The organism is Mycobacterium sp. DL440, assembly GCF_011745145.1.
In the GTDB taxonomy this organism is placed as follows: domain Bacteria; phylum Actinomycetota; class Actinomycetes; order Mycobacteriales; family Mycobacteriaceae; genus Mycobacterium.
Genome location: NZ_CP050191.1, coordinates 5,340,219 through 5,357,428 on the forward strand (window position 1 = coordinate 5,340,219; position 17,210 = coordinate 5,357,428).

The 17,210-nt window shown below is 64.8% G+C and carries 18 protein-coding genes; 9 read left to right on the top strand and 9 right to left on the bottom strand.

Annotated elements, in window-relative coordinates; translation table 11 throughout:
- Positions 1 to 236 precede the first annotated feature (236 nt).
- From HBE63_RS26045 to HBE63_RS26060, 5 genes are all read left to right on the top strand, one after another.
- Positions 237 to 602, top strand: a complete 366-nt coding sequence (locus tag HBE63_RS26045; protein WP_166907505.1) for a WXG100 family type VII secretion target — start codon at positions 237 to 239, stop codon at positions 600 to 602.
- A gap of 2 nt (positions 603 to 604) precedes the next feature.
- Positions 605 to 889 carry a WXG100 family type VII secretion target gene (locus HBE63_RS26050; RefSeq protein ID WP_243858293.1) on the top strand — a complete coding sequence of 95 codons (285 nt, stop codon included), beginning with the start codon at positions 605 to 607 and terminating at the stop codon, positions 887 to 889.
- Between the two features lie 419 nt (positions 890 to 1,308).
- Positions 1,309 to 2,649, top strand: a complete 1,341-nt coding sequence (locus tag HBE63_RS26055) for a hypothetical protein (RefSeq protein WP_208301213.1) — start codon at positions 1,309 to 1,311, stop codon at positions 2,647 to 2,649.
- A gap of 290 nt (positions 2,650 to 2,939) precedes the next feature.
- Positions 2,940 to 3,365 (top strand): putative adhesin, encoded by a 426-nt coding sequence (locus HBE63_RS31985; RefSeq protein ID WP_371815057.1) that lies wholly within the window; start codon positions 2,940 to 2,942, stop codon positions 3,363 to 3,365.
- Positions 3,366 to 3,432: 67 nt separating this feature from the next.
- Positions 3,433 to 4,203, top strand: a complete 771-nt coding sequence (locus HBE63_RS26060; protein ID WP_243858295.1) for a hypothetical protein — start codon at positions 3,433 to 3,435, stop codon at positions 4,201 to 4,203.
- A gap of 323 nt (positions 4,204 to 4,526) precedes the next feature.
- On the opposite strand, the gene HBE63_RS26065 is transcribed toward HBE63_RS26060, so the two are convergent.
- The 3 genes from HBE63_RS26065 to HBE63_RS26075 are packed head-to-tail and all read right to left on the bottom strand — an operon-like array spanning position 4,527 to position 6,377.
- The gene (locus HBE63_RS26065) at positions 4,527 to 5,126 is read right to left on the bottom strand and encodes a hypothetical protein (RefSeq protein WP_166907513.1); all 600 of its coding nucleotides are present in this window, start codon (positions 5,124 to 5,126) and stop codon (positions 4,527 to 4,529) included.
- Positions 5,127 to 5,176: 50 nt separating this feature from the next.
- Positions 5,177 to 5,497 carry a type VII secretion target gene (locus tag HBE63_RS26070; RefSeq protein WP_166907515.1) on the bottom strand — a complete coding sequence of 107 codons (321 nt, stop codon included), beginning with the start codon at positions 5,495 to 5,497 and terminating at the stop codon, positions 5,177 to 5,179.
- Complete coding sequence (locus HBE63_RS26075) at positions 5,490 to 6,377, bottom strand: EspA/EspE family type VII secretion system effector (RefSeq protein WP_166907517.1); 888 nt, start codon at positions 6,375 to 6,377, stop codon at positions 5,490 to 5,492. Before HBE63_RS26075 ends, HBE63_RS26070 begins: the two co-directional genes overlap by 8 nt.
- Before the next feature lie 132 nt (positions 6,378 to 6,509).
- On the opposite strand from HBE63_RS26075, the gene HBE63_RS26080 reads away from it, so the two are divergent.
- On the top strand, positions 6,510 to 6,950 hold the full coding sequence (locus HBE63_RS26080; RefSeq protein WP_166907519.1) for a hypothetical protein: 441 nt from the start codon (positions 6,510 to 6,512) through the stop codon (positions 6,948 to 6,950).
- Entirely contained in the window at positions 6,947 to 7,393 is a 447-nt protein-coding gene (locus HBE63_RS26085) for a hypothetical protein (RefSeq protein WP_166907521.1), read from the top strand. The genes HBE63_RS26080 and HBE63_RS26085 overlap by 4 nt, the downstream gene beginning before the upstream one ends.
- A gap of 85 nt (positions 7,394 to 7,478) precedes the next feature.
- On the opposite strand, the gene HBE63_RS26090 is transcribed toward HBE63_RS26085, so the two are convergent.
- The 4 genes from HBE63_RS26090 to HBE63_RS26105 are packed head-to-tail and all read right to left on the bottom strand — an operon-like array spanning position 7,479 to position 11,508.
- On the bottom strand, positions 7,479 to 7,736 hold the full coding sequence (locus tag HBE63_RS26090; protein WP_166907522.1) for an HPr family phosphocarrier protein: 258 nt from the start codon (positions 7,734 to 7,736) through the stop codon (positions 7,479 to 7,481).
- Between the two features lie 9 nt (positions 7,737 to 7,745).
- Positions 7,746 to 9,779, bottom strand: coding sequence for a fructose-specific PTS transporter subunit EIIC (locus HBE63_RS26095; protein WP_166907524.1), 2,034 nt, complete (start codon positions 9,777 to 9,779; stop codon positions 7,746 to 7,748).
- Positions 9,776 to 10,744 (bottom strand): 1-phosphofructokinase family hexose kinase, encoded by a 969-nt coding sequence (locus HBE63_RS26100; RefSeq protein ID WP_166907526.1) that lies wholly within the window; start codon positions 10,742 to 10,744, stop codon positions 9,776 to 9,778. Before HBE63_RS26100 ends, HBE63_RS26095 begins: the two co-directional genes overlap by 4 nt.
- Positions 10,741 to 11,508 carry a DeoR/GlpR family DNA-binding transcription regulator gene (locus HBE63_RS26105; protein WP_166907528.1) on the bottom strand — a complete coding sequence of 256 codons (768 nt, stop codon included), beginning with the start codon at positions 11,506 to 11,508 and terminating at the stop codon, positions 10,741 to 10,743. The genes HBE63_RS26100 and HBE63_RS26105 overlap by 4 nt, the downstream gene beginning before the upstream one ends.
- Before the next feature lie 102 nt (positions 11,509 to 11,610).
- On the opposite strand from HBE63_RS26105, the gene ptsP reads away from it, so the two are divergent.
- A complete protein-coding gene (ptsP, locus tag HBE63_RS26110) occupies positions 11,611 to 13,290 on the top strand; it encodes a phosphoenolpyruvate--protein phosphotransferase (protein WP_166907530.1) in 1,680 nt (559 codons plus the stop codon).
- A 147-nt stretch (positions 13,291 to 13,437) separates the two neighbouring features.
- The gene (locus tag HBE63_RS26115; RefSeq protein WP_166907532.1) at positions 13,438 to 14,412 is read left to right on the top strand and encodes a pirin family protein; all 975 of its coding nucleotides are present in this window, start codon (positions 13,438 to 13,440) and stop codon (positions 14,410 to 14,412) included.
- Between the two features lie 4 nt (positions 14,413 to 14,416).
- Here HBE63_RS26115 and HBE63_RS26120 read toward each other — a convergent pair whose 3' ends face one another.
- On the bottom strand, positions 14,417 to 16,561 hold the full coding sequence (locus tag HBE63_RS26120; protein ID WP_166907533.1) for an FUSC family protein: 2,145 nt from the start codon (positions 16,559 to 16,561) through the stop codon (positions 14,417 to 14,419).
- A gap of 11 nt (positions 16,562 to 16,572) precedes the next feature.
- Positions 16,573 to 17,148 (bottom strand): TetR/AcrR family transcriptional regulator, encoded by a 576-nt coding sequence (locus HBE63_RS26125; RefSeq protein WP_166907535.1) that lies wholly within the window; start codon positions 17,146 to 17,148, stop codon positions 16,573 to 16,575.
- Between the last annotated feature and the right edge of the window lie 62 nt (positions 17,149 to 17,210).

The window sequence follows — 17,210 nt, forward strand, 5'->3', positions numbered from 1 at the left end:
GCTATTTGCACGCAGGCAATCATAAGCGTGCCCAGGTGAGGCTGGTAACGCTTTGTGCCCGCAGTGAGCGTTGCACCCTGCAAGGCGGGGCGTGATGGCGTTGCCGCTCGTGAATTTTGCGCACGGAGACGCAGACTCCGCGGGATAACATCTGTGAGCAGGGACAGCCGCGAATCAGTTCGTCGGCGGAGTGATGGGTCAAGCTGGACAGTCGGAGCCAGCGAGGGGGTGCCGGGTTGAGCCGTTCGGTTGAAGTCGTTGTTTCGGAGCTGACTTTGGGAGCGTCACGCCTGCAGGACGCCGCTCAGCGTTTGCAAGATGGCTTGTCAGGTGTAGATCTCGAAACCCGCGAGTTGCTTGGTTCCGGATGGAAAAGCGATGCTGCGTCGGCATTTGGCAATGTTTGGGAGCAATGGCACGGCGGCGCGGGCCAAGTCGTGCGTGGGTTGCAGATGATGTCGCAACTGTTGATGGTCGCCGGTGGTGAGTACGCCAAGACCGATGAGCAGGCGGCCGGGGACATCGGTTCGTCCGGCCAGGCTATCGATGCGGCGGGTGGTGGCGGAGGCGTTACTGAGCCGTCGGGCGATAGGTGGCGATGACGATGCTCATAGTGGATCGGACTCAGCTGGAATCGGCTGCGAATCACATGGCGGCGTTTGGACGTGTGGTCGACGAGTGCCTGGAAGGCGTCGAGCAGACGATGGCGGTGTTGCGGTCGTCATGGCATGGGGATGGATCTGATGCGCAGGCGCAAGCCCAGCAGCAATGGAAGGACGGTGCCGAACAGATGAAGACGGCATTGTCGGCTTTGCAGCAGAACCTGGAGGCGGCGCACAAGAACTACTCCGAGGCCGTCGACAAGAACGGTCGCATGTGGCAGGTGTGACGGCTACCGGTGGTGGGCCGGGGGCCTCAGGCGGCCGGTTCGAGGTCGATCCGGATGCGCTAATCCGTGACGGTCGGGAATTAGGGTCGCTTGGGACTCAGCTGGGAATGCTCTCGGACTCTCTGGGTGCGGCCCTGTCAGACGGGATTGCATCGGGCACCGATCCAGCCGGCGCGAACTTCGGGCTTACCTACGGGGATTTGGCGCAGAACTTCGCCAACTACCTGGCTATGGCGGCAAATGCGTCGAAGTCGGTGGGCTACATGTTGGAGGCCACGGGCTTCAACTACAAGAACGCCGACGCAGCCTCGACCGTGGGCGGGGCTGGTGCGTCCGGTGGCGTCGGCGACCTACCGGATACGACGACGGCTGCAGATTCGTCGCTGGGGCCGAGTGTGACCAGGATCCCGCCTCCAGGCGTGTGGCGCCTGGTCGAACCGCTCGTGCCGTTTCCGTGGCCCTCCGGAGTTCCCGCATTGATGCGTGTCACCGCGGCACAGTGGGAAAATTACGCCAACGGGTTTGTGGCGGTCCAGGAGCAAGTCGATGGGGTGAAAACCGCTGTATCAGTTCACGTTCGACACGTTGCTGAGGCGCCAAAGATCAATGAGGCAATGCAGGCCCTGCATGACGGGGTGGCGCACCTGGCAGAGCTGGCGTCGGATACCGCGGACGTCGTAAAGGGCTTCGCCACGGGCGTCCAGGAGGCTCAAGATGCGATGCGTCGGCTTCTGGACAGAGTCTCGTCGTCGAGTGGGTTGATCGACACCGTCAAAGGCATCTTCACCGGTGACGGGGCGAAGGTGCTTCGCGAGATTGCTGACGATGTGGGCGCCGTGTTGAAGTATCTGCAAAGCCAGGTGAAGGCGTTTGTCGGGCTCCTCGAACAGCTCGCCCAAGCCCTTGGTGATGCGATGACCGGGTTGCAGAAATGGGTGAGGCCAAAGCTGGAAGCGGTGTTCGGGGAGAAGGCGGGCCGAGAGTTTGCCGCTCACTTCACGTTGTTGAGCGACATGAACGTAGGTATGACCACGGGCCTGATCCATGCGGTGTCGGGGGCGGTGGCTATGGCGGACCCCGACACATGGAAGGGCATGTACGAGGTCGGGATGTCGGTGCTGGCCGACCCCTCGAAGTTGGACGACGTGTTGTTGACGATGAGCAAGGAGTTCGGCGCGTATGACGCCCTGAATAGTGACCACCCCGGCCGGGGCATCGGAGAGGCTGGGTTCAACGTCGTTTCGTCATTGAATCCTAGTGGTGCGGCATCAAAGGCTGGGCTGGCGGGCAAGGTTGCGAAGGGGATCAAGGGGCTCGGCGAAGACGGAAACCTCAGCAAGCTAGGCGATTTGGCCAAGCTAGGGTCCGGCAACGGCAAGCTGGACGGATTGGTCAGTCACCCCGGGACCAAGCCTCCCGAAGTGCCGGAGTTCGCGTCAGCGCCCCGCATCCCTGAGTCAGTAATCGGTCCAAAGGGGCCCGACGGCCATGGCGCCCCGGTGGGTCGGCCAGGCCCCGACGGACTCGCGGGTCCCGCCGAGTCCCCGGCTCCCCGTAGCTATCACGGAGGCGGTGGTGACGATCGACCGGGCGGCGCAACCGGGTCGTCAGAACCCGGGCCGCCCCATCGGGCTGACTCACCACATTCGACTAAGCCGTCGACCTCAATCATGTGCCGTCCTCCGCTGGGTCGGCGGCGCCAAGTATCAACCATGTGCCTGAATCATCCAGTCCCGCACGCACTCCCGAAAATGGTGTGACTCCGCAGAATCCTGACCCGCCTGTCAACAACTACACGCCGATTGAGAACCCCCGACCAGATTCTGGTGAGCGTGGTCGAGGTCCGGATGAATCTGTGAACACGCATGCTGAAGACCATCCTGGCCACACGCCGGCTTCGGATCAGCCAACTGGTCGAAGTGATCCATCGGGATCAGGCACCCGGGGTGGCCAGGACGATTCGGGGCGTGGCGATGTTCCGGCGGACATCGGCGACAGTTCCCCAGACGGACCGGGCGTGGACGCGATCGGTCCTGACAATCGATACAAAATGAGTGGTCATGGGGACTACTTCGAAGTGAATGGAACTGTGCGTGTGCCAGAAGGTACATCCATCACTACATACGCCGAACACGGGTCTCCGATAACCGGGGCACTCGGTAATCTCATCGAAACCGGCGGAGATACATCGAGGGTCTATTCTCGAACGTTCTATGCGGGTGAAGAAATTCCGAATTACACGCTGTTTCCACCACGAGAGCTCAATATAATAGGAACGCCCCACACGGTTGATAGGGCAACTTTGTTGAGTGATCTGCTAGGGCCAAACATGGGTAGCGTTGATTTCGCGGCATGCCTAGGTGAGTGGAACAACAAGGTGTTCGACGTGGATGTTATATATGACGCGGTGACTAGTACGCCAGTTCATACTTACGATAGGCCGATAATTCATGTGGATGAGTACGATGATTGGTAAGGCTTGCCAAATATCGTTGTAGGTACCACGCAGTCGATCTAACAACTAGACGATAGAAATCTACATAGTGAAAGGCTGGGTATGTAACATGGATGGTAGGGATCGCATCGAACTCCTGGTTGCGGTTGCTGCTCGAAACGACAGTGGCGACTCGCGCGTTGCGCTTTTCCGCGCGTTGGATGGTGTCGAGTTGTTCTACGTGGCAAATGAGGTCGTGGTCGATGGTCGACCTATGAGATCGACTCCGCTGCGTAAACTTGGTGACGGCAGTTCCGCCATGGTCGTTTACACCTCTAAAGGGCATCGCGACTTGCCCCCGGCAATTGCAGGTGCTGACTGGTCGACTGTGCTCAAGATCGCTCATGACTCGGTGCGCGCAGACTGGCTCGTGATTGTCAGCCGCAACAACGAGACAGTAGCAATCGCACGAGATCAGCTACCCATTATCTCGGCAGAATTACTGGACTCGACGGCCGATTCGTCAGTCCTGAATTCGACAACCTCCGATGAATTGGAAGCCGCAATCTCGAATGCGGTCGAAGAGCACTCCGAGGATCGATTCGAAACAGCGTTGGCGCAGCTGCGCGGGCGTGAGGTGTACGTGCATCTGACAGATAGCGTTTCTGAAGATGGGCGGTCCGCATTACTCACGTCAGCGGCCGGCGGTATCGACGGGTGGGTCTTGACCTACACAACGCGGATGCGACCTGGCATAAAATATGGCGGTCTCGTATGGGAAGAACTCGTGAGAATGATCAAGAACAACGCGGGGATGCCCGGAGTTCGGATTGTCAACGATGCTGATGACTGGATAATCCTCGGCCGGGATGTCATTTGATGGGATTTGAGTACGAAACTCAGTGTTGCGAACCGAGGGGATCTGACCTGCTCACTTTTCGAGAGTATCGCCGCAACGAGACATTTGACATGACTTAGGGGTCTCCGGAGGAAACGTAACCGTGGCAGGTGAGTCGTGGCGCCGCGCCATCGATATGAGTATTTATGCGCCATTATTTATCGAAAATCTTGATCGTGAGACCTATCAGACACAAGCTTTGCACGCGTGTGCGTCGTAGTTGTTGACGGCAAGAACCCGCGAGCAGGGATCATCAAAGAAGAACCGCATACTCAGCCGTCGAAGCGCCGGTATCGCCCCCGACGTCAGCCGGTCTGACCGGCGTGCCGTGCGATAAGTGCCAGCTCCGCTTCGCCGGCCTGCTCCGGCGTCGCGAACGGCATATTGGTCGCTACGAAATCCCGTGCTTCGTGCAGGGCCATGCCCTGCTCGATGAGCATGTTCACCACACCGATGTGCATTACTGCTGTCGCGCGCTTGGCGGCCACCCCGGCCACGAACCGGACCTCGTCGGCCAGTTGAGCTTCGGTTAGGGCGGTCACCTTCGGGTCCAGGTCCACTTGGGCGACGGAACCATTCAGGTATGCGGCGACGATGACGGTGCCTGGAGGATTGATGGCCTGGACTACCGGGATCTGCTCTTGGTCCCCAGGTTCGGCCTCGCCATCGTAGGCACCGAAGCCGTCGTCCTCGGCTTCCTCGACTGCGTGGCTGGTGAGGTCATGGACAGCGTCGAGGCCGCTGTCGTGCGCCGTGTCCTGGTCGGCGTCGTCCCCCGCATAGTCCGGCAGGGCATCGAGTCCCGACACATCGTCGCCGAACACCGGGGTGTCGAAGTCGAGCGCGTCGAGGCCGTTCTCGTCGGCGTCGTCATCGTCCCAGTCGTCGGAACCGTGAGGCGTCATGTGTTAGTCATACCTGTTTCGGGTCAGTCAACGAACATGCGGTCAGCAGATCAACGCGGGTGCATCTCCTTGCCGATGTCTGCCCCAGCTTGGGTGTCTGTCTGGTCGTACTGCGCTGCGGAGATGTTCAGTTTCTCCGACATGTCCTGTGAAACGGATGCCATCGCCGCACACGCGGCCTCGCGAGCGCTGTTCGCAAATTCTAGGGCCGTGATGCTCACAGCGCAGATCGGACCATGGTTCACCAGCATGGACGCGCTGACGCCGCCGGTGATCTCGGCGTTCAACTCGATATACCGCTGTGCCGTCTTCTGGTCGTCGGACAGCTGACGAACATGTGAAGAAGTGACTCCCAGCATCCCATCAGACATTGATCGACCCCTCCCCGGTACCTGTGGCTGAGCCACCGGACGGAGACCATGGCTTCGACGTCGTACTTCCGCCTGGCGGTGACACGGACACTGGTGGCGCTCCCGTGGGCTTAGCGCCGGCGGCTACCTCGTGGTAGGCGCTGGCTGCTCGCCGGAACTTCTGCGCATTCGCCAACGTCAGGGACTCCATGGTCCCAAACGCCCCCAACGCGATCGGCATTGATCCCGCGACTGCGCCAATCTCGAACGCCATCTGGTTCGCCGGACCCGTCGGCGGGATCTTTCCGATGACAATCGCTATAGGAATCATGAAGGTCAGCGACGTCGCGACAATTTCGAGGGCTTTGCGTGTGTTTCCGATCTGCTCGGCCTCGTTGGCGACGATGCCCTTTACCTCCGTGTCGATTTTGCTCATCTGCGCGGCACGGTCCTGCTGCTGCTCGTTCTCGGCGGAGTATGCATTTGCTCCGCGGCCATGCCACTGTTCGGTGGGCGTTGCCCGCTTAAGGGTGTCTGAGATCGCTGTGAAACCGTGTGCGCCCTTCGCGAACCGATCGCCGGTCTCCGGATCGCCCACTCCGCACATCAACTGCATCCCATTAAGCGCAAGAAGGGCCGCGCCGATGATGGGTGTCCCGATGCCCGGAATTCTTTTCGTGGGTGAGCTGTACGAGCTGAAGCTGGTAGGCGTAACCCCGAAGAGTTTGTCCGCACCAATCTCGCCGGCCATCTGGGCTGCGCCTATGCCGTCTGCCACAAATCCAAGTTTGGCGAGGCGCGCATCCCCCAGATTCTCTGAATCCTTCGCGTCCAAATGCTCTAAAAAACCCTTGCCGGCGAAGGTGATTTCTACGACCTGCTTGGCCTGCTCCAGCTTCATTGATCTCCTATCCCCAGCCTTTCGCCAGCCTAACAGCGTGATTGAGATCGTCGGTGCACGAATTTGGGCGGTTGGTGTACTGCCCCGACGACTACGTCTACTGGGGCGACGCTGCGTGGTTACACTGCGAGCATGCTGGTTCTGAGGGGAGGTTCTATCCCGCTGTCCGGACGTAGTTGGCCGGACACTCCACAAGAAGCACTGGCTCGTGTGATCTTCCTAGTCATCTTGGCGGCGGTGGTTGTGCCGGCTGTGTGCTGGGTCTGGTGGTGGTTCAATACGAATCGGCCGACGGCCTGCCGGCGGCGTTTGGAGAAGGAATCGGCGGATTTCCGCGCCCGCTGGCCCGCCGATCAATTAGGGCGCGCGCCCTATGGAGAGTTGGACAAGGAAGCCCAACGGTGTTGGCTATTGGTTCTTCTACTCGAGGAGCGCAAGTATGACATCACCGGAACCGAAGTGTTCTCGAGAGACATTGATGCCGTGCGCCACTGGATAAGTATGGTTGTTACGGCATTGAATGCGGCCGCTGCCCGAGATCGGCAGGATTTCATTGCGCGGGATTTCGGGTGACAGCGAGCGCCACCTTCGACGTTGGTTCCTTCATCGAGGGGGCGGTTCCCTTTGCCATTATTGGGCTGGCAACCATTATCGGAAGTGCGACATTCTTCTTTGGGCTCGATTGGTACAGCAGAAAGGCGTCGTATCGCGAGCTTGCCCAGTTGTATGCACACTCATCGGCATTCTGGGCGCGCTGGCCGGGGGACCGGCTTTGGTCGGCGCCCTACGATGAGTTGGCCGCTGAAGCGAACAGGTGTGACGAACTCATCCGGAGCGTGGGCGACAAGCGGCTACACGTGGGTAGGAAAAAGGGGCCGGCGAAGAAGCAGGCCGAAGGCCTGCGGGCTGAGTTCCGCGAGCAGATTGACCGCGAAGTTGCTTACTACCAAGGCATGCTTGCCGCGGTGGGCAACGCGATGAACTACGCAGTCTCGCAAGGCCGGGGCCCGCGGTAACCGCCCTCCAGAGCGCGAATTCCTCTGTAGATCAACTGAGATGCGATCACGAACGATGTGATTCCAATGAGGGTGTGGACCTCAGCTACGCGTCCAAATCCTGCTCCACCAAACCAGCCACAGTGGACAACGCATCGGCGTCGTCGGAGTCCACAGTCACCTGAGCGCCTTTGGCCGCACCTAGCGTCATGATCATCAGGGCCGAGCCGGCGTCGACGGGTTCGCCGCCATCGACGGACAGGGTGACGGGCACACCGGCGTTGACCACGGCCTCGGCGATGATCGCAGCGGGGCGGGCATGGAGGCCGATGGCCGAACCGACGGTGACAGTCTTGCTGGGCATTGTTTCTCCTTAGGTGGTGGCCAGCGCCGGAGTTTCCGGCGTGGTGACGGTGAGTTTGGCGAATTGCTTGGCCGTGATGACGGCCAGGGCGCTGACGACGGTGCCGGCAGCCAGGGCGACCAGGAACCACAGCAGGTTGCCGATCGCGAAGAACACGAAGATGCCGCCGTGCGGCGCCTTGAGCGTGACATCGAAGGCCATGACCAGCCCGCCGGTGACGGCGCCGCCGAGCATCATCGACGGGATCACCCGCAGCGGATCCGCTGCGGCAAACGGAATGGCGCCTTCGGAGATGAAGGACGCGCCCAATAGCCATGCAGCGCGGCCATTCTCACGCTCGGGCTCGGTGAAGAGTACCGGCCGCAGCGTCGACGCCAGTGCCATCGCGAGCGGCGGCACCATGCCGGCGGCCATCACCGCGGCCATGATGCGCAGTGTCGCGGGGTCGGCGACGTTGAGGCCCGCGGTCGCAAATGCGTACGCCGCCTTGTTGACCGGACCGCCGAGGTCAAAGCACATCATCAGGCCGAGGATGACACCGAGGATGACGACAGAGGTTCCGGTCATGCCGCTCAGCCAGTTGGTCAGGCCGGTGGTCAGCGCGGCAAGTGGCCGGCCGAGCAACAGAAACATCAGCAGGCCGACGATCAACGACGCGCCGAGCGGGATCACCACCACAGGCATCAGCCCCCGGAACCACTGTGGCACCTTGAAAGAACTGATCCAGTGCGCGGCAAACCCGGCGATCAGGCCGCCGACGATGCCGCCGATGAACCCGCCGCCGACGAACACCGCCACCGCTCCAGCGGTGAAACCCGGTGCGATGCCGGGCCGGTCGGCGATCGCGAACGAGATGTATCCGGCCAGCGCAGGTACCAGGAACATGAAGGCCAGCCCGCCGAGCGTGAAGAGCACCGCCCCGAGATACTGCGTCAAGCCGCCGGGCGGCAGGTCGGCCAGGGTATTGGTGACGGCGATGTGGTGGCCCAGCGAGTTCATGCCGTAGGCGAGCGGGCCGGGTTGTCCCTCGGGAGTGTTGCCGATGTCGTAGCCGGCGAACAGAAAGCCCAGCGCGATGAGCAGACCGCCCGCGGCGACGAACGGGATCATGTAGCTCACGCCGGTGAGCAGGATCTGCCGGATGCGGGTGCCCCAGCTCACGTCGCCCGAACCGGCCGCTACAGCGGCGGCGTCCACTGAGCCCGTCACCCGTGCGGCGTTGGGATTGCTTGCCGCACCGATGGCTTCAGCCACCATGACGGCGGGCTCGTTGATGGCGCGTTTGACGCCGGACGCGATGACGGGTTTGCCCGCGAATCGCTGCTTGTCCTTGACGCCGACATCGGTGGCGAAGATGACCGCATCGGCCGCAGCGATCGTCGCCGCGGACAGCGGCGTGCTGCCCGCGGACCCCTGGGTTTCGACCGTCAATGCAACCCCGGCCTCCTCGGCGGCCTGTTTGAGCGCGTCGGCCGCCATGTAGGTGTGGGCAATGCCGGTGGGGCAGGCCGTGATCGCGACGATCGACACCGCCTTGACGGGTTCAGGAGCGGGCTCAGAAGCGGCCTCACCAGCAGAAGCAGCAGGCGCCGGGTTCACAACATCATCGACGAGCGTCACTACCTCGTCGACACTCGCGGCCTCCCGCAGCGATGCCACGAAGTCCTTGCGGACGAGTGCCCGGGCCAGGCTGGACAGCAGTTTCATATGTTCGGCGCCACCGGATTCCGGCGCGGCGATCAGGAACACCAGATCCGCTGGTCCGTCGGGAGCCCCGAAGTCGACCTTGGGGGCGAGCCGGGCGAAGCCGATCGTCGGGGTGTCGACGTAGGGCGAGCGGCAGTGCGGGATCGCGATCCCGCCGGGCAGGCCCGTGGCGGACTGCGCCTCACGGGCCATCGCGGCGCCCACCAGCCCGTCGGTGTCGCTGGTGCGGCCCGCCTCGGCGAGCGCCCCCACCAGACGGTCGATGACGGCCTCTTTGTCGCCGCCCGCATCGACGTCGAGCAGGACGAGGCCTGGGGTGATGATCGGTTGAGTCATAGCGGCACCTTCAAGGGGTGGGTACGGGCTGCGTCGAGGTTGAGCTGGGCGGGTGTGGGCAGCGCCGATCCGGGGAGTGCCGCGGCGGCACTGCCGTAGGCGACGGCCATCTGCAATCGTTGCGGGGCTTCGGCACCGGAGACGGCGGCGCGAAGGTAGCCGGCCAGCGACGCATCGCCCGCTCCGACGGTGCTGCGCGGAACGATTGGCGGCGGCGTGGCCAGCCAGGCGCCGGCGCCGTCCACCAGGACTGCGCCGGCAGCGCCGAGCGTGGCCAGTACCGCACCGACGCCCCGTGCGACGAGACCAAGAGCGGCGGTCACCACGGGCGACACATCGCCCTCAGCCGCAGCGGTTTCCAGCGCCAAGGCCGATACCCCGGCCAGCTCGGCCAGCTCTTCCGCGTTGGGTTTGATCAGATCGGGCGCGGCCGTCGAGAACCCGGCAGCCAACGCGACCGACGGTGCCTCGGAGGTATCGACGGCAACGCGGCAGTCCAACGGCGCCAGCAGGGCGACCACGTCGGCATACCAGCTGACTGGAACTTCGGGCGGCAACGATCCCGACAGCACCACCCAGGACGCATCCTGTGCCTTGGCCAGGACGCAGCGGGTGAGCGCGGAGAGTGCTTCAGCGTCCACCACAGCGCCGCGCTCGTTGAGTTTGGTTGTGGTGCCATCGGATTCGGTGATGGCGAGGTTGGTGCGGACGGGTTCGGCGATCCGCACACCGACAAACGGCACACCCAGGCCCCGCAGCCCGGCGAGCAGCGGATCGCCGTCCCCGGCGGGCAGCACCGCCTCGGCGGCCACGCCGGCCAGGGTCAACGCGCGGGCCACGTTGATGCCCTTGCCGCCCGGTTCGACGGTGACGGAATCGATGCGCTGCACCGCTCCGCGCGTCAACGGCGATCCCAAGGTGAGGGTGCGGTCCAGGCTGGGGTTCGGGGTGACGGTGATGATCATGCGATCACTACCTCGACGCCGCGTTCGGTGAGCAGTGCCCGGTCGGCATCGGAGATCTCGCTGTCGGTGACCAGGGTGTCCACGCTGTCCATGGGGGCGAAGCTGACGAAGTCCTCTTGACCGACCTTCGATGAGTCTGCGACCACCACAACGTAATTGGCGGCCTGCACCATGGCTCGCTTGACGGCAGCTTCCTCGGTGTCCGGGGTTGAGAGTCCGTGTCGCACGCTGATGGCGTTGGTGCCGATGAACGCGATGTCCACCCGCAAGGTTTCGAGTACGCGCAGCACCTGCTCGCCGACGGCGGCCTGGGTGAGGCCGCGGACCCGTCCGCCGAGCAACTGCAGGGTGACGGTCGGCACGGCGGCGAGGAGGCCGGCGATCGGCACGGAGTTGGTCACCACGGTGAGCTCGCGGTCCGTCGGCAATTGCGCGGCAACGCGCGCCGTGGTGGTGCCGGCATCGAGCAGCACGCTGGCGCCGCTGAGGGGGAAGAAGTCGACCGCGGCCGCGGCGATCGCATCCTTCTGTGCGGCGCGGGTGGTGTCGCGCTCGCCGACGCCGGCTTCCACGAGGTGCAGCGTCCGGGTCGGTACGGCCCCGCCGTGCACGCGGCGCACCACGCCGGCCTTGTCGAGCACCGCGAGATCGCGTCGGACCGTCTCGGTGGTGACGTCGTAGGTCTGCGCCAGTTCCGCGACGGAGGCGCGGCCCTTGCTCATGACCAGCGCGGCGATGGCCTGCTGGCGCTCCTCGGCGTACATGACCCTCCGTTTGTGTGGATTCAAACGCGATGAAATGTTGATATATGTTGTTTTACGCTTGACTGTGTTGACTTGTCAATCGATTCTTGTAATCTGTCTCACATGAGCGCTACATCGTCGGTTGCCTCACCCACTGTCCTTCGTGGGGTGCCCGTGGTTCCGGGTGTGCAGTACGCACCGGTGATCCGGGCCAGCAGGCTTCCGGAACTCCAGATACCTGCCGCAGATATCGATGAGGCGGACCGGGCGGCCGAGGCGGGGCGGTTCGCAGCCGCGGCGACGGCTGTCGCCACCCGGCTGCGGGACCGGGCCGCGCACGCCACGGGTGCGGCGTCGGAGGTTCTCGCCGCCACCGCGATGCTTGCCCAGGATCGGGCCTGGCTGGGGGCCGCCGAGAAACGCATCGCCGCCGGTGCCCCGGCGGTACGTGCCACTACAGAGGCCGTCGACCAGTTTGTGGATCTGTTCACGCAGCTCGGCGGGCTGATGGCCGAACGCGTCACCGATCTGCGCGACATCCGCGACCGGGTCATCGCCGAGCTGTCCGGACTGCCGGAACCTGGTGTGCCGCTTCCGGATATCCCGTCGATCCTGTGCGCCGAAGATCTGGCACCCGCCGACACCGCGGGCCTCGACCCGCAGCTGGTGGTCGGGCTGGCCACTACGCTGGGCGGGCCGACCAGCCACACCGCGATCATTGCGCGTCAGCTGGGGATTCCCTGCGTCGTGGCGGTCGGCGGGCTCGATGCCGTCGCCGCCGGCGTCATGGTTCTGCTCGACGGCACCGCGGGCACGCTGACCGCCGATCCCGATGCCTCGCAGGCCGCCGCCGCGGTGGCCGCCGCGCAACGGGATGCCCTGGCAGCCCGGCAATGGAAAGGCCCGGGTGCGACCGCAGACGGTCACAGTGTCGCGATCCTGGCGAACGTGCAGGACGGTGCCGCCGCCCGCGCGGCTCGCGAAACCCCCGCCGAGGGCGTCGGGCTGTTCCGCACGGAGCTGTGTTTCCTCAACCGGGACACCGAGCCGACCGTCGACGAACAGGCCGAGATCTACGGCGAGGTGCTCGAAGCGTTCGCCGGGCAGAAGGTGGTGGTCCGCACCCTGGATGCGGGCTCGGATAAGCCGTTGAAGTTCGCGGGTCATCCGGAGGAGGCCAACCCGGCACTGGGCGTGCGCGGTATCCGCATCGCCGAGGGCAATCCCGGTCTGCTGGACCGTCAGCTCGCATCGATCGGCGCGGCTGCCAAGAAAACCGGCAACCCGCCGTGGGTGATGGCGCCGATGATCGCTACCGCAGCCGAGGCGAAAAGCTTTGCCGATCAAGCACGTTCGTACGGGCTCACGCCCGGCGTGATGATCGAGGTGCCCGCCGCGGCACTGTTGGCCGACAAGATTCTCCAGCATGTCGACTTCCTGTCGATCGGCACCAACGACCTTGCCCAGTACACGATGGCCGCCGATCGGATGTCGGCCGATCTGGCTGCTCTCACCGATCCGTGGCAGCCGGCGGTGCTGGCACTGGTGGCGATGACTGCGCGGGCCGGTGCGGCGGCAGGTAAGCCGGTCGGGGTGTGTGGTGAGGCGGCGGCCGACCCGCTGTTGGCCGCGGTGCTGGTGGGGCTTGGGGTGACGTCGTTGTCGATGGCGCCGGCCGCGATCTCGGCGGTGGGTGCGAAGCTTGCGCAGGCGACGCTGGAGCAGTGCCGCGCCGCGGCCGAGGCGGTCCTGGCCACGGCCACCGCGGCGGATGCCCGGGCGGCCGCGATGGCCCACCTGTAACCCGCGAGCAGACGCTGCGGTACCCGAAAACCCGCAGTTCCGGGTGCCTAACTGTCTGCTCGCGGGAGGGAAAGGGACCGCCCTGGGAATAATCGGACCGCAGTCCGGTTATAGCTGGCGTCAGACTACACAAATAGGAGGTAGGAGATGCCAGCCATCACCGCAGACACCTTGACCCTGCCCCGTATCGCGGCAGCTCAGGCGTCGGAGACCGAACGCCCGGTCCGCTCGATCACCACCGGCCCGCGTGGATTCGAGGGCGAGGGATTCCCCGTCGTCCGCGCATTCGGTGGAGTCAGCGCCGCCGACCTCGACCCGTTCGTGCACATGGACCAGATGGGTGAGGTGGAGTACCAGCCCGGCGAGCCGCGAGGCACCGATTGGCACCCGCACCGCGGCTTCGAAACCGTCACCTACATGATCGACGGCCGATTCGCCCACCAGGATTCACACGGTGGCGGTGGCCTGATTACGGACGGCGCCACCCAGTGGATGACCGCCGGATCGGGCATCCTGCACATCGAAACTCCGCCGGCCGAACTGGTCGAGAATGGCGGTACGTTCCACGGCATCCAGCTGTGGGTGAACCTGCCCAAGAAGGACAAGTTCGCGACGCCGCGTTACCAGGCCATCGAGGGTCCCGACGCCAAGCTGCTGTCGTCCCAGGACGGCGGGTCATTGGTCCGCATCATCGCCGGCGAGATCGACGGCAAGCAGGGCCCGGGCAGCACGCACACCCCGATCACCCTGGCGCACGCCACGATTGAACCGGGTGCCCAGCTCAACTTGCCGTGGAACCGCGATTTCAACGCGCTGGTGTACGTACTGAGCGGACGCGGCAGCGTCGGTCCGGTCGGCCACCCGATCCATCAGGGTCAGCTGGCGGTACTCGGCCCGGGTGACCGGATCACTGTGTCGGCCGAGGGAACTCAGGATTCGCACCGGCCCGCCATGGAGATTCTGCTGCTGGGCGGCAGGCCGATCCGGGAACCGGTCTTCCACTACGGCCCGTTCGTGATGAACTCGAAGTCCGAGCTCATCGAGGCGCTGGAGGATTACCAGGCAGGCAAGTTCGGCCAGATTCCGCCGAATGCGCTGATGCCGCATCGGCCACTGAACTGACGCATCAATTCACGGACTCGGCGGGCTGCGGGTACAGCAACTCCAGCTCGCCGAGATGCGCTGCAGCCGCCACCAGCGGCAGAGCCGCCGAGACCGCCAGGTCGGTCCCGGTGGCTTCGGCGCGCAGTGACACCACGAAACTCTCCCCGATCGGTACCAACGCCGACGTGCTGTCCTTGCCGGCGAGCCGGGCGCAGATCGCCGCGGCATGCTCCTCGATCACCGAACGGGTCTGCGGATAGACCCCCAGCGGGGGCGGTACCACGTCGGCGATCAGCTCGGCTGCCGCCCGGACCCGGATGGCCCGGTTAGCCGCCCGTACCACCGGAGCGCGCTGGTCGGAAGGACCCCCGCTTTCCGAAAGATATTGCCGGACAGCGTCATCGAGGGTGCGGGTGACGGTCAGAGTGTCGTGACTCAAGGCGATGACGCGGTTGGTGGCCTCCTCGGAGGCGCCCCGGGTGACCCGTTGTACGGCCGCTGTGAGGAACCGCGCACCCGCTTCGCGGGCTCGGTCGAGCGCTTTCGACACCGATGCCTTGGCACCTCGTGGCCACAACAGCACCGACGCCACGATCCCCACGAGTGCGCCGACCAGGACATCCTCGACCCGGACCAGTCCCACCCGCCACCCGGTCGGTGCGATCAGGTTGAAGTTGATCAGCACCATCATCGTGAACGCCGCCTGCCCGGCGATGAACGATCCGACCTTGGGCACATAGGCCGATCCGAATGCCACGAGCGGCAAGATAATCCACATCACCACCGGGTCCACGCCGACGAACTCGATGAGCACCGCGCCGAGGATGAAACCGATCGTCGTTCCTGCCACCGCCCGCAGCACGCGTGTCCCGGTGTCCAGGGCGCTGCTGCGAAGCACCGACATCACCCCCAGCACCACCCAGAACCCGTGCTGTACCGGGAACAGGTGGGTGACCGCCACTGCGAGGGCCAGCCCCAGCCCGGTGCGCAGGCTGTTGCGCAGCACCACCGCGCGGGCGGCCACCAGGCCTCGGGTGATGGCGGCGACCGCGACGGTCTCGGGCATAACCCAGTCCGCGGCACCGGTTTCGGGCAAACGCCGGCCCAGTACCCGCGCCCACACCGGCCGGGCATCGGCCAGTGCGGCGTTTCCGATCACCCGTCCGGTGACCGAGATGGTGGCTGAGATGGTGCGACGGATCAGCAGGGCACGACCGACCTCGGCCGCCGCTGCGTCGTCGTCCATCGCGAGAATCTGGGTGACGTCTTGGCGGTAACTGCCCTGCGCCACGGTGCGTTGCTCAGCCAGGGCGGCGCGGAGATCGGTCTCGCGCGCTGCCCGCTCGGCCCGGTCGGGAACCTTCAGCAGCGCGGCGCTATCGCGCAGTACGCGCACCGTGGGGCCCCGCATGGCGCCGAGCAGTTCCCCGGTGTCATCGGTGACCTGGTCGCAGATCCAGCCGAGATCGTCGACGACGCGGACCAGGGCCCGGCTGCCTGCGCTGAGGGCGACGGGGCGGTAGTCCGCGCCGAGGAAGCTCTCGTACAGCGCGTTCATCGCTCGGGTGACGTCGCGGGCCGAGGCCTGGCCCTCGAGCCGGTCGGCCAGCAGCCGGCACACTCGGGCCGCGTCGCGGCGCAGCTCGTCGTGATGGCGGGGAGCAAAGAGGAACAGGGCCGCCGGCACGCAGATCACGAGCGCGATCAGCCAGCCCAGTAGCCGGTCGGGAATCGGGCCGACGGGCGTGCACAGCGGCAGCACGAAAAGCAACAGCGTGGCGCGCTGCCCGGCGGCGACGATCTCGCTGAGCACTCCGGAGAACGACACCACCATGCCGACGACGAACATCGCCGCCACGCTCAGCCAGGGATGCGGGGCCAGCACGGTACCCAGCACGATCAACACCACGCCGTTGACGGCCAGGCCGCCGTAGGCCAGCGCGCGGGCCGGTCGGTTGCCCGGGAAGTCGACCGTGATGAGCAGGGAGACCGCTCCGAAGATCGCGAACAGCGGAGTCTGGGAGTCGCCGCCGACGGCGAAGCCGACCGCGGCGGCGACGGGCAGGACGATGGCGGCCCGCACCGCGCGGCGCAGCGCGTCGTAATCGGGATCCTTGTCGCGCAGGCGGTCAGCTGCCCGGTGCCAGATCTCGGCCGGGGTCAGCATGATCGCCGATGTTAGACCGGTTGATCCGATCCGGCGCCCGGAGTGAACCGGCCCGATTCCAGCGCGTCGCGCATCTGGCCGGTGATCCACTGCAGGGCATCGGTGTCGCGCGGCAGGGTGCTCTGTTCGAAACCGACGATCAGATAGACGCCCCAAGCCGCGAAGTACCGGGCGTTGCGCTCATCGCCGATGAGCTCGAGGGCGGATTCGAAGAGAAGGTCGAAGCGCACCTGATCGACCATCGCCTGGACGGTGTAGACGTCGGGGTCCAGCGAGCTCCACACCCGGATCGCCGCCTCGGCGCCGTAGGGCAGGTCCAGTGTCTCGCCGATCAGGGTCTCGATGCGGTGGTGCGGATCCTCGTCGGCACGCACCATCTCGACCACTCGCAAGGTGCGGGCCTCCTGCCAGTGCGCGATCAATTCCTTCGTGTAGGAAGCCCAGTTGGGGAAGTAGTGATAGAACGACCCGGTTGTGACGCCCAGCCGGTTGCACACCTCGGCCAATTTGAGGCCGCCGTATCCGCGATCGGACAACACGTCCAGGCCGGTTTCGAAGTACGACTCCCGTGAAACAACCCCCGCCATGGGGGACCACGCTAGTTCGTCGTCAGCTTTTTGGGCGCGGCGGGCTTTGCTGGTCAGCCGCA